The 15,209-nt window shown below is 71.4% G+C and carries 7 protein-coding genes; 5 read left to right on the top strand and 2 right to left on the bottom strand.

Annotated features, from left to right (window positions below; all coding sequences use genetic code 11):
- The first annotated feature begins 90 nt into the window (after nt 1-90).
- The 5 genes from AVME950_RS21745 (at nt 91) to AVME950_RS21765 (ending at nt 6,011) form a co-directional block, all read left to right on the top strand.
- The gene (locus AVME950_RS21745) at nt 91-840 is read left to right on the top strand and encodes an electron transfer flavoprotein subunit beta/FixA family protein (RefSeq protein WP_272568347.1); all 750 of its coding nucleotides are present in this window, start codon (nt 91-93) and stop codon (nt 838-840) included.
- Between the two features lie 2 nt (nt 841-842).
- Nucleotides 843-1,775, top strand: coding sequence for an electron transfer flavoprotein subunit alpha/FixB family protein (locus tag AVME950_RS21750; protein WP_284431420.1), 933 nt, complete (start codon nt 843-845; stop codon nt 1,773-1,775).
- A gap of 79 nt (nt 1,776-1,854) precedes the next feature.
- Nucleotides 1,855-3,645 (top strand): acyl-CoA dehydrogenase, encoded by a 1,791-nt coding sequence (locus tag AVME950_RS21755; protein WP_284431421.1) that lies wholly within the window; start codon nt 1,855-1,857, stop codon nt 3,643-3,645.
- Nucleotides 3,646-3,751: 106 nt separating this feature from the next.
- Nucleotides 3,752-4,708 (top strand): NAD(P)H-dependent flavin oxidoreductase, encoded by a 957-nt coding sequence (locus AVME950_RS21760; protein WP_284431422.1) that lies wholly within the window; start codon nt 3,752-3,754, stop codon nt 4,706-4,708.
- Nucleotides 4,709-4,868: 160 nt separating this feature from the next.
- Nucleotides 4,869-6,011, top strand: a complete 1,143-nt coding sequence (locus tag AVME950_RS21765; protein WP_284431423.1) for an acyltransferase family protein — start codon at nt 4,869-4,871, stop codon at nt 6,009-6,011.
- A 65-nt stretch (nt 6,012-6,076) separates the two neighbouring features.
- On the opposite strand, the gene AVME950_RS21770 is transcribed toward AVME950_RS21765, so the two are convergent.
- A complete protein-coding gene (locus AVME950_RS21770) occupies nt 6,077-6,481 on the bottom strand; it encodes a hypothetical protein (protein WP_284431424.1) in 405 nt (134 codons plus the stop codon).
- A 157-nt stretch (nt 6,482-6,638) separates the two neighbouring features.
- Nucleotides 6,639-15,176: a glycoside hydrolase family 94 protein gene (locus AVME950_RS21775; RefSeq protein ID WP_284431425.1), complete on the bottom strand. Its 8,538-nt coding sequence runs from the start codon at nt 15,174-15,176 to the stop codon at nt 6,639-6,641.
- Between the last annotated feature and the right edge of the window lie 33 nt (nt 15,177-15,209).

Here is a 15,209-nt window from a genome sequence, read left to right on the forward strand (position 1 = left end):
CCTCGCGCAGGGGTATGCGCCAGGGGTGCGGAATAGAATGTTTCGGTTTACGTAAACGTCAATTAATCAACAACTCTAGGAGCCGCAGCAATGAAGGTTTTGGTCCCTGTCAAGCGCGTGGTGGACTACAACGTGAAGGTCCGGGTGAAGTCGGACAACACGGGTGTGGACATCGCGAACGTGAAGATGAGCATGAACCCCTTTGACGAGATCGCCGTCGAGGAGGCCGTGCGCCTGAAGGAAAAGGGCGTGGTGACCGAAGTCATCGCCGTCTCCTGCGGCGTCGCGCAGTGCCAGGAAACGCTGCGCACCGCGATGGCCATCGGTGCCGACCGTGCCATCCTGGTGGAGACCACCGAAGAGCTGCAGCCCCTGGCGGTGGCCAAGATCCTGAAGGCGCTGGTGGACAAGGAGCAGCCCCAGCTCATCATCCTGGGCAAGCAGGCCATCGACGACGATGCCAACCAGACCGGGCAGATGCTCGCCGCGCTCGCCGACCTGCCGCAGGCCACCTTCGCCTCCAAGGTGGAAGTGAGCGGCGACAAGGTCAACGTCACGCGTGAAGTCGATGGTGGGCTGGAGACCATCTCCCTCACGCTGCCGGCCGTGGTCACCACCGACCTGCGCCTGAACGAGCCGCGCTACGTCACCTTGCCCAACATCATGAAGGCCAAGAAAAAGCAGCTCGATACCGTCAAGCCCGAAGACCTGGGCGTCGATGTCAAGCCGCGCCTGAAGACCCTGAAGGTCTCCGAACCGCCGAAGCGCGGCGCCGGCATCAAGGTGCCCGACGTGGCCGCCCTGGTGGACAAGCTCAAGAACGAAGCAAAGGTGATCTGAACATGACAGCCCTCGTAATTGCCGAACACGACAACGCCAGCATCAAGCCCTCCACCCTGAACACCGTCACGGCCGCCGTGGCCTGCGGTGGCGACGTGCACGTGCTGGTGGCGGGCAGCGGCGCCGATGCCGCCGCCCAGGCCGCCGCGCAGATCGCCGGCGTCAGCAAGGTCATCCTGGCCGATGGCGCGAGCCTCCAGGACGGCCTGGCCGAGAACGTCGCCGCCCAGGTGCTGGCCATTGCCAGCCAATACAGCCACATCCTGTTCCCCGCCACCGCGGGCGGCAAGAACGTGGCCCCCCGCGTGGCCGCCAAGCTCGACGTCGCGCAGATCAGCGACATCACGAAGGTCGACAGCCCCGACACCTTCGAGCGCCCCATCTACGCCGGCAACGCCATCGCCACCGTGCAGAGCAGCGATGCGACCAAGGTCATCACCGTGCGCACCACCGGCTTCGATGCCGCGGCCGCCACGGGGGGCTCGGCCGCCGTCGAGAAGCAGGAGGCCGCCGCCGATTCGGGCAAGAGCAGCTTCGTGGGCCGCGAAGTGACCAAGAGCGACCGCCCCGAGCTCACCGCGGCCAAGATCATCGTCTCGGGCGGGCGGGCGCTGGGCAGCAGCGAGAAGTTCAACGAAGTGATGACGCCCCTGGCCGACAAGCTGGGTGCGGCGATCGGCGCGAGCCGCGCGGCGGTGGATGCGGGCTACGCGCCCAACGACCTGCAGGTGGGGCAGACGGGCAAGATCGTGGCGCCGCAGCTGTACATCGCGGCGGGCATCTCGGGCGCGATCCAGCATCTGGCGGGCATGAAGGACTCCAAGGTGATCGTGGCGATCAACAAGGACCCGGAAGCGCCGATCTTCAGCGTGGCCGACTACGGCCTGGAGGCCGACCTGTTCACGGCCGTGCCGGAACTGGTCAAGGCGCTCTGATCGCGCGGCCCCGTTCCCCGGAAGGCATCGCTTGCGATGCCTTTTTTTCCGACATTTTTCGCCCCCGGAGACTTCTTCCATGAGTTACACCGCCCCCGTCAAGGACATGCTGTTCGCGATCGAACACCTGGCGAACATCGAGCAAGTGGCCCGGCTGCCCGGCTTCGAGGACGCCGGTCTCGACACCGCCCAGGCGGTACTGCAGGAATGCGCCCGCTTCAACGAGGGCGTGGTGGCGCCATTGAATGGGGTGGGGGACCGCAACCCGTCGTCCTGGAAGGACGGCGTGGTCACGACCACGCCGGGGTTCAAGGAGGCCTTTCGCCAGTACGCCGAGGGCGGCTGGCAGGGCCTGCAGCACCCGGCCGACTTCGGCGGCCAGGGCCTGCCCAAGACCATCGGCGCGGCCTGCATCGAGATGTGCAACAGCGCCAACCTGAGCTTCGCGCTGTGCCCGCTGCTGACCGACGGCGCCATCGAGGCACTGCTCACGGCTGGCAGCGATGACCTCAAGGCCACGTACCTCGAAAAGCTGGTGACCGGCGAGTGGACCGGCACGATGAACCTCACCGAGCCACAGGCCGGCTCGGACCTGGCGCTGGTACGCACGCGCGCCGAGCCGCAGGGCGACGGCACCTACCAGGTGTTCGGCACCAAGATCTTCATCACCTACGGCGAGCACGACATGGCCGCCAACATCGTGCACCTCGTGCTGGCGCGCGTGCAGGGCGCGCCCGAGGGCGTGAAGGGCATCAGCCTGTTCGTGGTGCCCAAGTTCCTGGTCAACGCCGATGGCAGCCTGGGCAAGCGCAACGATGCGCACTGCGTCTCCATCGAGCACAAGCTGGGCATCAAGGCATCGCCCACCGCGGTGCTGCAGTTCGGCGACCACGGCGGCGCCGTGGGCTACCTGGTGGGCGAGGAAAACCGCGGCCTCGAATACATGTTCATCATGATGAACGCGGCGCGCTACGCCGTGGGCGTGCAGGGCATCGCGGTGGCCGAGCGCGCCTACCAGCAGGCCGTGGGCTACGCGAAGGACCGCGTGCAGAGCCGGCCCGTGGACGGCAGCGTGAAGGCCAGCGCCACCATCATCCACCACCCCGATGTGCGCCGCATGCTCATGACCATGCGCGCCTACACCGAAGGCTGCCGCGCCATGGCCACCGTGGCCGCGGCCGCCTACGACGCCTCGCACCACCACCCCGATGCCGAGACGCGCCGGCAGAACACGGCGTTCTACGAATTCATGGTGCCGCTGGTCAAGGGCTACAGCACCGAGATGAGCCTGGAGGTCACCAGCCTGGGCGTGCAGGTGCACGGCGGCATGGGCTTCATCGAGGAGACCGGCGCCGCGCAGCACTACCGCGACGCGAAGATTCTCACCATCTACGAAGGCACCACCGCCATCCAGGCGAACGACCTCGTGGGCCGCAAGACGGCGCGCGACGGCGGCCAGACGGCCAAGGCCATCGCCGCGCAGATCGCGGCGACCGAGGGCGAGCTCGACGCCAGCGGCACGCCCGCTGCCCGCGCCGTGGCCCGGCGCCTGTCCCAGGCCCGCGCGGCGTTCCTGGAGGTGGTGGATTTCATCGCCGCCAGCGCCAAGGCCCAGCCCAACGCCGCCTATGCGGGCAGCGTGCCGTACCTGATGCTGGCCGGCAACCTGGTGGCGGGCTGGCAGATGGGCCGCGCGCTGCTGGCCGCGCAGCGGCTGTTGCCGCAGGGACAGGACGAAGCCTTCCTGCGCGCCAAGATCGCCACCGCGCAGTTCTACGCGGACCACATCCTGGTCAAGGCCGGCGGCCTGCGCGATGCCATCGTGGAAGGTGCCGACAGCGTGACCGCGCTGGCGCCCGAGGCGTTCTGACACTGCTTTGGCTGCCTTGATTGCTATTGAATCGATAGCTGAATGCCCTAGAGCAATATGCGCTGGGGCCGTTTTTCGTCATTAATACCAACCCCGGAGACCGTCCATGTCCCAGTTGCCACCGGCGCTTCAGAAACTCTCGCTGCCCGTCATCGGTTCGCCGCTGTTCATCATCAGCAACCCCCAGCTGGTGATCGCGCAGTGCAAGGCGGGCATCGTGGGCTCGATGCCCGCGCTCAACGCCCGCCCGGCCGAGCAGCTGGACGACTGGCTGGCCGAGATCACCGAGGCGCTGGCGGCGCATGACAAGGCGCACCCCGACCGGCCTTCGGCCCCGTTCGCCATCAACCAGATCGTGCACAAGAGCAACGACCGACTGGAGCACGACATGCAGGTCTGCGCCAAGTACAAGGTGCCGATCGTCATTACCAGCCTGGGGGCGCGCGAGGACGTGAACCGGGCCGTGCACGGCTGGGGCGGGATCGTGCTGCACGACATCATCAACAACAAGTTCGCGCACAAGGCGATCGAGAAGGGCGCCGACGGCCTCATCGCCGTGGCCGCGGGCGCGGGCGGGCATGCGGGGGTCAAGAGCCCCTTCGCGCTGATCCAGGAGATCCGCCAGTGGTTCGACGGCCCCGTGGCGCTGTCCGGCGCCATCGCCTCGGGCGGCGCCGTGCTGGCCGCGCAGGCCATGGGGGCCGACTTCGCCTACATCGGCTCGGCCTTCATCGCCACGCACGAAGCGCGGGCGCAGGAGGCCTACAAGCAGGCCATCGTGGACGGCAACTCCGACGACATCGTCTACAGCAACCTGTTCACGGGCGTGCACGGCAACTACCTGGCGCCCTCGGTGCGCGCGGCCGGGCTCGACCCCGACCACCTGCCCGAGTCCGACCCAAGCAAGATGAACTTCGGCGGCGATGCCAAGAAGGCCTGGAAGGACATCTGGGGCTGCGGCCAGGGCATCGGCGCGATCACCGAGGTGACCGGCGCGGCCGACCTCGTGGCCCGCCTGCGCCGCGAGTACCAGGCCGCGCGGGGCCGCCTGGCCGTCCTCTGAGCCGCGCCGCCGGGCCGGCTGCCTCGGCCCGGGACGCTATACTTTTCGACCCCCGCGCTCCCGGCGCTGCCGCATGGCAGTGCCGGGAGCGCTTTTTTGCGGGCCCGCGGGCACTTTGCCGCGCGGCCCGTTCCATGGTTCGTCCCTCGCCGGTTTCCGCATGTCCTCCGCCTCCCGCAGTTCCCTGATCGACACGGTCAAGGGCCTGGCCTGCGCGACCATCGTCGCGCACCACCTGGTTTTCTATGGCCCCATGTCCGATGTGGCCCTGCCGCTGATGCCGCAGGTGATGGCGTGGCTGTCCCAGCATGGGCGGATGGCCGTGCAGGTGTTTCTGGTCCTCGGCGGCTACCTGGCCGCGGCCAGCCTGGCGCCCACCGGCGCGGCGCGCTTCGACAGCGCCTCCGAGCAGATCGGACGGCGGTTCGTGCGGCTGGCCGTGCCCTACGCCGTGGCCCTGGTGCTGGCGGTGCTGGCCTCCGCCGCGGTGCGGCCGTTCCTGGACCACCCCTCGGTGCCGGGCGAGCCCAGCCCCACCCAGCTGGTGGCGAACGCGCTGATGATCCAGGACATCGTGGGCGAGGAGGCGCTGTCCGCCGGGGTCTGGTACGTGGGCATCGACTTCCAGCTCTTCGCGCTGGCGGCGCTGCTGTTCTCGGCCGTGCGCCGATGGCCAGGGGTGAGCCGGCCGCAGGCGGAGCGCCTGGGCAAGGCGCTGGTGCTGGCCGGCACGGCGCTGTCCCTGCTGTGGCTCAACCGCGAGCCGGGCCTGGACATGTGGGCCTGCTACTTCTTCGGCTCGTACGGCCTGGGCATGCTGGCGTGCTGGACCGTGCGCGCGCCCCGTGCGCGGGCGGGGCTGCTGGCCATCGCCGCGCTGGGAGCCGTCGCGCTGGCGGTGGAGTTCCGCGAACGCATCGCGGTGGCCTGGGTGGCCGCGCTGGTGCTGGTGCTGTGGCTGCGCTGGGGGCAGCCCTGGGTGTCGGCGCGCTGGCCCGCCGGGGCACCCAGTGCCGTGCCCCATCCCCTGGAGCGGCTGGGGCGCATGTCGTATTCGGTGTTCCTCGTGCACTTTCCCGTGTGCCTGCTGGTGAATGCCGCGTTCCAGCAGGCCTGGCCGGACTCCGCAGCGATGAACCTGCTGGGCATGGCCACCGCGTTCGGCCTGTCGCTGGCCGCGGGGCGCCTGCTGTACTGGCGGGTGGAGCGCCACGTGCCGTCGTGGACGGTGGCGCTGCGCTGGCAGGCCGGGCTCGTGGGCACCGGCGTGGTGGTGGCGTTCGCGGCCGGGCGCTTCGGCTGATCAGGCCCGGCGGTGGGCCCGTGCGTTCAGGCTCGGGGCCCCGCCATGCCAGGCCGGGATGACGCTCAGGCGGGGTCCTTCGCCACCTCGCGCCCGCGGCGGCGCCAGTCGATGAACCAGGCCATGAACGGCAGGATGAGCATGGAGCCGGGCACCACCCACACCAGCAGGTAGGGGCTGACCGACGAGGCCGAGCGCATCACGCTGCGCAGCCGGTCGCGCTCCTCGGCCGTCCACAGCCCCTGGCGGCGCTGCTGGACCAGCCACGTCACCGACCCCTTCATGGTGGCCAGTTCCTTGAGGAAGCGGTTCTTCTCCCGGTTGCTGCCCGCCAGGAAGGCGCAGAACCATTCCGGTGCGCACTCGACGCGGCGCTGCAGGGCCGCGGCGGACGCGGGATCGGACGCCTGCGTCAGGGCGGTGTCGGGCGGAAGCGGGGGCTCCGGATCGTGGGGAGAAGCGGTGGTCATGGGTTGGGGGGCGTTCACTGCGCAGTGCCGGGCGGGTTGCCTGCAGGCGTGCCCTCCGACTGTGCCACAGAGCGAAATCCATGGTGGGCCAGAGTGTACTGAGTGTCTGTATTTAAATACAGTATGGGCGGGCTTTGGTGCACGGGGCGCACCGCGATCAGAGCGTCAGCAGCAAATCATGCCCTCCACCGTCGAGCGGCACGCGCACGCCGCTGTCTTCGCAGGGCACGGAGACACCGTCCAGCCAGGCCTGCGGCGGGCCGCCGGCGCCCGGGGTACGGGCGACGCGGATCGCGCAGTGGCTGGTGCCGATGGTGACCGTCGCCTCGAACCCCGGCCAGTCCGCAGGAATGCAGGGCCGCACCCGCAGCGCCGTGCCTTCGCGGCGCAGCCCCAGGATGCCTTCGATGCCCGCGCGGTACATCCAGGCGGCCGAGCCGGTGTACCAGGTCCAGCCGCCGCGCCCGGCATGCGGGGGCACGGCATAGACGTCGGCCGCGACCACGTAGGGCTCGACCCGGTAGCGGGCGACCTGCTCGGGCGTGCTGGCGTGCAGGATGGGGTTCACCAGCCGGAACAGCGCGGCGGCCCGGTCGCCATCGCCTTGCTGCGCGAAGGCGAGGATGGACCACATGGCGGCGTGGCTGTACTGGCCACCGTTCTCGCGCAGGCCGGGCGGGTAGCCCTTGATGTACCCCGGGTCGCGCGGCATCTGGTCGAACGGGGGGGCCAGCAGCAGCGCGAGCCCGTCGTCCTGGCGGATCAGGTGCCGCTCCAGCGAATCCATGGCCTGGGCGGCCCTTGCCGGGTCGGCGGCCCCCGACAGCACGGCCCAGGCCTGGGCGATGGCGTCGATGCGGCACTCCCCGCTGTCCTGCGAGCCCAGCCAGGTGCCGTCGTCGAAGGTGGCGCGGCGGTACCAGGCGCCGTCCCATGCCACCGCCTCGATGGCGGCACGCACCGATTCCGCGTGCGCGCGCCAGAGCGCGGCCCGGGCGTCGTCCCGGCCTTCGGCCAGCGGCGCGAAGAGGGCGACGGTGCGGATCAGCAGCCAGCCCAGCCACACGCTCTCGCCTTGCCCTTCGGCGCCCACGCGGTTCATGCCGTCGTTCCAGTCGCCGGTGCCGATGAGCGGCAGCCCCTGCCGGCCCGTGAGCGCCATGCACTGGTCCAGCGCGCGGGCACAGTGCTCGAACAGCGAGGCCGACTGCCCGGACGGCATGGGCTGGAAGAACGCATCGTGTTCGCCGGGCTGCAATGCGGGGCCTTCGAGGAAGGGCACGGCTTCGTCCAGCACGGCGCGATCGCCCGAGGTGGCGACGTACTCCGCCGCCGCATAGGCCAGCCAGGCGCGGTCGTCCGAGATGCGGGTGCGCACGCCCTGGCCGGAGTGCGGCAGCCACCAATGCTGCACGTCGCCTTCCGGGAACTGGCGGCCGGCGGCGCGCAGCAGGTGCGCGCGGGTCTGCTCCGGGTGGGTGAAGCGCAGCGCCATCCCGTCCTGCAACTGGTCGCGGAACCCGTAGGCGCCGCTGGCCTGGTAGAAGGCCGCCCGGGCCCAGAGCCGGCAGGCGATGGTCTGGTAGAGCAGCCAGCCGTTGAGCAGGATGTCCATGGCCCGGTCGGGCGTGCGCACCTGCACCGCGCCCAGCGTCTGCCGCCAGCCTGCGGTCACCTGCGCCAGCACGGCATCGAGATCGCAGGTGCGGTAGCGGGCGATGAGCGCCTGCGTGGCCTGCAGCGAGTCGCCTTGCCCCAGCAGGGACACGACCTCCACCGAGGCCCCCGGAGCCAGTTCGACCACGCACTGCAGCGCCGCGCAGGGGTCGAGCCCGGCGCCCGTGCGGCCCGACAGCGGCACATGGCCTGTGAGCGCGGCGGGCGCCCCGGGCCCGACGTGGCGGCCCAGGAACTCCGTGCGGTCGGCCGTCCACGCCGTCTGCTGACCGCGCAGGTCCGCGAAGGCCACCCGGCCGGCAAACGCCATGTCCCAGGGCTTGTGGGCGAGCAGGGCGCCGCTGCCGGCATCCACCGCGGTCACGATGAACGGCGCCGACGCGCCGCGCGAGGTGCCCAGCACCCATTCGGCATAGGCCGTGACGGTCAGGCGCCGGGCCTTGCCCGAGGTGTTGCGCAGGGTGAGGCGCGAGATCTTGACGGGGTCCTCGCCGGGCACGTACTGCAGCAACTCCAGCCCCAGGCCGCGCGCCGCGTGCGCGAACCGGCTGTAGCCGTGGCCATGGCGCGCTTCGTACAGGCCATCGTCGCCCAGCGGCTGCGCCGTGGCGGTCCACGCTTCGCCCGTGGCTTCGTCGTGCACGTAGATCGCTTCTCCGGACGGATCGCTCACCGGGTCGTTGGACCACGGGGTCAGCTGGTTCTCGCGGCTGTTGGTGCACCAGGTGCAGGTACTGCCGCGCTCGGACACCTGGAACCCGAACCCCGGGTTGGCGATGACGTTGATCCAGGGCGCCGGGGTGGCCTGGCCCGGGCCCAGCCGCACGACATACTCCCGCCCGTCCAGGGCGAATCCGCCCAGGCCATTGAAGAACTCCAGGTCGTCGGATGCCGCTGGGGCGGGTGCCGCACCAGGCACCAGTGGGGAGGGCGGCGGCACCCAGGCCGGCCTGGCGGGGGCCGGTGCCGCGCCCGGGGCGGGCGGCGCCATGCGGGCGAGCCGGTCGGCGACCGGGCCCTGGCGCGCGACGAGCTCCAGGCGCGCCGCCGACTGCAGCAGCGCGCGCCCCTGGACCCCGAGCAGGTCGGCCCGCAGCACATGGACCGCGCCCTGCGCCAGGCCCGACGCCATGGCCGGGCGCGCCTGGCTGCTGCGCACCGCGGTCTCGATGGCCACCTGCAGGTCCTGCACGTAGGAAGACGCGCGTTCGTTGAGGATGACCAGGTCCACGCTCAGCTGCTTCATGCGCCAGTATTCGTGGGCCGTGAGCAATTGCCGCACCTGCGGCATGTCCTCGATGTCGTCGATGCGCAGCACCACGATGGGCAGGTCGCCGGAGACCGCGTGCGGCCACAGCCCCGACTGCGGCCCGGCGCCCTGCAGCAGGGTCTCGGGATGGGCGCGGAACCGGCGGTCGGCATACAGCAGCGGGGCGGCCAGGCGCTGGAAGTCGGCGGCTTCCTCGCCGTCCACTCCCAGATGGCGCAGCTGCACCTGGGCCTGCGTCCACGACAGCGTGGCGGCGCGGTCGAAGGCGCTGCGCTCGTGGTGCTGATCGATCAGGTCCAGCAGCCCCGCGCGGGTCGATGCCACCACCGTCCAGAAGGCGATGCGCGCCAGCCCGCCCGGTGCCACGCGCACCCGCTGGCGCAGGGCGAACACCGGGTCCAGCACCGTGCCCACGGCGCCCGACAGCGGCAGGTCCTGCAGCACGGCGGCGGCGGTGGCGGGGTCGCGTCCCCGGCCCAGGAAGCCCGCGCGGTCGGAGCCGTACTGGGGCGCCGCGGTGATCTCGCCTTCCAGCACCGCGAAATGCCCGGCCCATGCCTGCGGCTCGTGCGGCGTGCGCGGCCGGCGCGTGGCGATCAGCGCGCCGAATTCCGGCAGGTACTCGGTCAGCACGAAGAGCTTGGAGAACGCGGGATGCGCGTCGTCCGCGGCCTGCGGCGCCAGCACCACCTCGGCATAGGAGGTCACATCGATCTCGCGCGCCCGGCGCCCGCTGTTGGCCAGCGAGATGCGGCGCACCTCGCCGTCGGTCTCGCCGGACACCAGCACATCCAGCGTGGTGAGCAGGCCCTTGTCGTGGTGCGAGAACGTGGCGTGGTCCTCGCCGAACAGAACGTCGCCGTGGTGGTGGCTGGCCCCCAGGGGCTGGGTGGTGGGCGACCAGAGCTGGGCGCTGTGCACATCGCGCAGGTAGATGAAACTGCCGTGCGAATCCCGCGTGGCGTCCTCGCGCCAGCGGGTCACCGCCACCCCGCGCCAGCGGCTGTAGCCCGCGCCGGCGGCCGTGAGCATGACCGTGTAGCTGCCGTTGGACAGCAGGTGCGTGACCGGCCCCGGCGCTCCGGCCACCAGTCGGCGCACGGTGGGTGGCTGGCCCACGCCGCCGTCCAGCGAGGCCTTGACTTCTTCGGCGCGCGGCCGGTCCACCGCCACGTTGCGCGGCGTGCGCTCCTGCAGCAGCAGTTCGCTGGACTGGACCATGGGCTCGCGGTGAAAGCGCTCGCGCATGCGGCCGTCCTTCAGCACGTTGAGCAAGGCCACGATGGTCATGCCCTGGTGGTGGGCCATGTAGTTGCGCACGATGGCCACCGGCTGCCCCTCGGGCAGGCGTGTGGGCGTGAAATCCAGCGCTTCGTAGAAGCCATGGTGGCCCAGCGCGCCCAGGGCGGCCAGGCGCTCGTAGTTCAGCAGCGCCGCGCGCGGCTCCACCATGGCAGCCAGGCCGGTGGCGTACGGCGCGATGACGCGGTTGTCGCCGAGTCCGCGCTTGAGGCCCAGGCCCGGCACGCCGAAGTTGGAGTACTGGTAGGTAAATTCCCGGTCGCGCGCGTTGTAGGCGGACTCCGAGATGCCCCACGGAATGCCGAGCGCCTGCCCGTACGCGATCTGCCGCTGCACCACCAGGCGGTTCGTCTGCTCCAGCAGGCTGCCCGCGGGCGCCCGCATGACCAGCGAGGGCATCAGGTATTCGAACATCGAGCCGGACCAGGAGATCAGCGCCGAACTGCCCGCAAGCGGCGTGGCAGCACGCCCCAGGCGGAACCAGTGGCGGGTGGGTGCATCGCCCTTGGCGATGGCGAAGAGGCTCGCCAGCCGGGCCTCGGACCCGAGCAGGTCGTAGCAGTTCTCGTCCAGGCGCTGCTCCACCAGGGCGTAGCCGATGGACAGCAGCTTGCGCTCCGGGTGCATCAGGAACGCGAAATCCATGGCCAGGGCCATCTCACGCGCCGTGCCGGCCAGTGCCTGCAGCCGCTGAGCCAGTGCCGGCGCCGGGGTGGGCGCCAGGGCATCTTCGGCGTGCGCCGCGGCCACGCGAGCGATCTCGCGGGTCCAGAACAGCATTTCGTCCACGCCCGGATCGCCGTCCACCGAGCCCGCCGGCGTCGCCGCGCCGGCCGCCTTGTCGGCCAGGCGGCCCAGCGCGGGCGCCAGTTCCCGCAGGGGCAGGGGGCCATCGATCAGGGCGGCCATGCCGTCCAGCAGCTCGCCCATGCGCTGCGCCAGGGGCACGCCGCGCGCGCTGGCCAGGCCCGGCAGGCCCGCACGCGCCAGCTGCAGCGCGTCGCCGATGCCCGTGCGAACTTCCGCGCAGGGGCCGCCCTGGGCCCGCCACTCGTCGCAGGTGTTGGCCAGGGCGATCAGGTGGCCGGCGAGATTGCCGCTGTCCACCGACGACACGTAGGGCGGATCGAGCGCGCGCAGGTCCGCCGTGCCATACCAGTTGAAGAAGTGGCCCCGAAAGCGCTGCAGCTGCTGCAGCGTGGTGAACGTCGCCTCCAGGCGCGCTACCGTCTCCAGCGTGCCGGCCCAGCCGAAATCGCGCGCCGCGGCCGTCGCCAGCAGGTACAGGCCGATGTTGGTCGGCGAGGTGCGGCGCGCCACCACGGGCCGGGGCGTTTCCTGGAAATTGTCGGGCGGCAGCATGTGGTCCGCCGGCGTCACGAAGGTCTCGAAGTAGCGCCAGGTGCGCCGCGCGATCCGGCGCAGCGCCAGGGCCTGCGCGGGCTGCAGATCGAGCAGGGGCGCCGTGCCTGGCGGCCGGCTGGCCCATGCGGCGAGGGCGGGCGCCGCCAGCCACAGCGACACCATCGGCAGCAGGAGCGCCAGCGTGGCCGCCCAGTGCGATGGCGCCGCCGCGATGGAAGCTATTGCCAGGGCCAGGCCGAGCGCCATGCCCGGGGCCATCTGCCGGTAAAAGCCCCGCACGCCCGGCCGGGGGCGCTGGCCGGACTGCGCCGCGGTCGTCCATTCCAGCAGGTGGCGGCGGGTGGCGAACATTCTGGCCAGCGCGCGCACCAGGGCATCGCCCATGCGCCAGGCCTGGTCCGCCAGCAGGCTCCAGGCCAGGACGGTCTGGGCGCAGGCCATCCGCGCATCGGCGGCCAGCACCCGCCATTGGCTGCGCAGCCGCACGCCCGGACGGTGCGACCAGGCGCTGGAGAGCAACGGCAGGCAGGAAGGAATGGCCAGTACCAGCAGCACCAGCAGCATGGCGACGGCGGCGGGCGCCGTGGGCATCGCCCAGGCCATTCCCAGCGCCAGCAGCGCCGATGGCGCCAGCAGCGAGCGGCGCAGGTTGTCGATCATCTTCCAGCGCCCCACGGCGGACACGGCCTGGGGCCCGCTCCAGTGGCCGGCGATCCAGGGCAGCAGCTGCCAGTCGCCCCGGGTCCAGCGGTGCTGGCGCCGCGCGGCCACGTCGTAGCGGGCGGGGGCTTCCTCGATCAGTTCGATGTCGGAGGCCAGGCCGGCGCGCGCGAAAGTGCCTTCGAAGAGATCGTGGCTCAGCAGGGTGTTGTCCGGCACCCGGCCCTGCAGCGATGCTTCGAAGGCATCCACGTCGTAGATGCCCTTGCCGGTGTACGAGCCTTCGCCGAAGAGGTCCTGGTAGACGTCCGAGATGGCCATCGCATAGGGGTCCATGCCGCCCGGGCTGGAGGAGATCCGCTGGTAGAACGAGCCCTGGCTGCCGGTGGGCAGCGAGGGCGTGATGCGCGGCTGCAAGATGGCGTAGCCGCCCACGACGCGTTGCGACACCGGATCGAACCGGGGGCGGTTGAGCGGGTGGGCCATCTTGCCCACCAGGCGCAGCGCCGCGTCGCGCGGCAGCCGCGTGTCGGCGTCCAGCGTGATCACGTAGCGCACGCCCTGCGGCACGGCCGGGGTGGGCACGAAGCTGGTGTCCGCCGCGCCGCGCAGCAGCCGGTTCAGCTCATGGAGCTTGCCCCGCTTGCGCTCCCATCCCATCCAGGTGCTCTCCGCCGCATTGAACAGGCGGCGGCGGTGCAGCAGCAGGAATCGCGGCCCCTGCGGCGCGGGGCCGTGGCGCAGGTTCAGCGCCGCGATGGCCTGCTCGGCCAGTGCGACGAGGGGGGCATCGGAGGGCAGGTCCTGCGTGGGCGCATCCACGCCATCGGCCACCAGCGCGAAGGCGATGTCGCCCTCGCCGCCCGCCAGATAGTGCACCTCCAGCCGCTCGATCTGCTCCAGCAGGTCCGCCGCGCTGGTGAACAGCGTGGGCATGGCCACCAGGGTGCGCATCGAGGCCGGAATGCCCCCGGCCAGCTCCAGCCCGGGCAGGGGCGCCGCGCCCAGGCGCCAGGCCACCAGCCGGTGCACCAGGCTGGTGGCGACCTCGGAGGCGGGCAGCAGCAGGCCCAGCAGCCACAGCGCGGTCAGCCACGCGCCCGCGCCCACGGGCAGCACGAGCCAGCCCGCGGCGCACAGCGCGCCCGTGGTCAGCGCGATGGCGCCCACGTAGCCGCGCAGGCTGTGCTCGCCCCGCAGGCGCGCCAGGCGCCAGTGCAGCGGCGCATGGAAGCCGATGGCCTGCTCGAGCGCCCTGCGCCCCCCGGAAATGAGGTGGTAGCCGGGGTCGTCGGCGCCGTCGCCGCCGTCGCTGCGCTCTGCACCCGGGGCCCTGGCGGCGGCCTTCGCGGCGGCCAGCGCGTGCTCGGCGATATCCAGTTCCGAATGGCGGGACCGGCGGGCCAACTGCTCGATGGCGTCGCGGTAGAGGTTGCGCGTGGGAAAGTCCATCGCGGCGAAGTGGCTGCCTTCGCGCAGCCGCTCGTCCACCAGGCTCACGCTTTCGAACAGGTCGGCCCAGTCGATGTCGGACATGAGGCGCAGGCTGGTGATCACGTTGCGCACGGTGACGTTGGAGGCGCCCTGGCGCTGCTGGGCATGCGACACCACTTCGTCGATGGTGGTGCCCTGCTGCTGCAGGCGCTCCTGTAGCCAGCCCAGCGCCGGCATGGTCCGCGGGTCGTGGTCGCGCAGCCGCTTGGCAAGCTGGGCGGCGAACAGTTCGGACAGCGCCAGGGGCGACCGCGCGGCGATGTCCTCGTCCAGCGCCGAGCGGGCAGAGCCCAGGGCCATCAGGTGCGTGGCGAGCCGGTCGGCGTCGGCCCGCGCGGCGCGTCCCACGGTCATCTGGTCCACCAGCCGGCGCAGGTTTTCGATCAGCACGATGCGCAGCGTGATCGCCACCGCCCACAGCTCGCCGATGGTCAGCGACTGCACGCGCTGGTAGGCCTGCAGGAAGGCCCGCAACGTGCCCGCATCCACATGGCTGTCGGTGTGGGCCACGAAGGCCCAGGTCAGACCCAGCACCCGGGGATAGCCCGCGAAGGGGCCCGATGCGAGCTTGGGCAGCTGCCGGTAGTAGTCGGCCGGCAGATCGCCCCGGATGTCGCGCACCTGCTTTTCGACGAGGTGGTAGTTGTCCAGCAGCCACTCGGCGGCGGGCACGACCCGCCGGCCCGCCTCCAGCTCGGCCGCGCTGGCGCGGTAGGCGGCCAGCAGCACCCGGGCGTTGTCGTCCAGGCGCCGGCGCAGCGGGGCGACGGCCGGAGGCCTGGCGCTGACGGCTTGCGCGGCGGCCAGGCTCTGGGCGTGCTGCTCCAGGCGCTCCAGCCCGAACAGTTCGCCGCGCACCGGCGCCGAGCCGGACCACAGCGATGCATCGCTGCCGCGAAACAGGAGGCGTTGGAGGAAGGGGGTCATGGTGCCTTTCGGTGGGCTGTGGGCGGTGGTGCG

This window comes from Acidovorax sp. SUPP950, from assembly GCF_030158935.1.
Taxonomy (GTDB): domain Bacteria; phylum Pseudomonadota; class Gammaproteobacteria; order Burkholderiales; family Burkholderiaceae_C; genus Paracidovorax.

Bases quoted from the DNA above. Each gene is read 5' to 3' on its own strand.
- AVME950_RS21755 (WP_284431421.1), top strand. From the start codon at position 1,855: ATGAGTTACACCGCCCCCGTCAAGGACATGCTGTTCGCGATCGAACAC.
- AVME950_RS21770 (WP_284431424.1), bottom strand. From the start codon at position 6,481: ATGACCACCGCTTCTCCCCACGATCCGGAGCCCCCGCTTCCGCCCGAC.
- AVME950_RS21765 (WP_284431423.1), top strand. From the start codon at position 4,869: ATGTCCTCCGCCTCCCGCAGTTCCCTGATCGACACGGTCAAGGGCCTG.
- AVME950_RS21750 (WP_284431420.1), top strand. From the start codon at position 843: ATGACAGCCCTCGTAATTGCCGAACACGACAACGCCAGCATCAAGCCC.
- AVME950_RS21775 (WP_284431425.1), bottom strand. From the start codon at position 15,176: ATGACCCCCTTCCTCCAACGCCTCCTGTTTCGCGGCAGCGATGCATCG.
- AVME950_RS21760 (WP_284431422.1), top strand. From the start codon at position 3,752: ATGTCCCAGTTGCCACCGGCGCTTCAGAAACTCTCGCTGCCCGTCATC.
- AVME950_RS21745 (WP_272568347.1), top strand. From the start codon at position 91: ATGAAGGTTTTGGTCCCTGTCAAGCGCGTGGTGGACTACAACGTGAAG.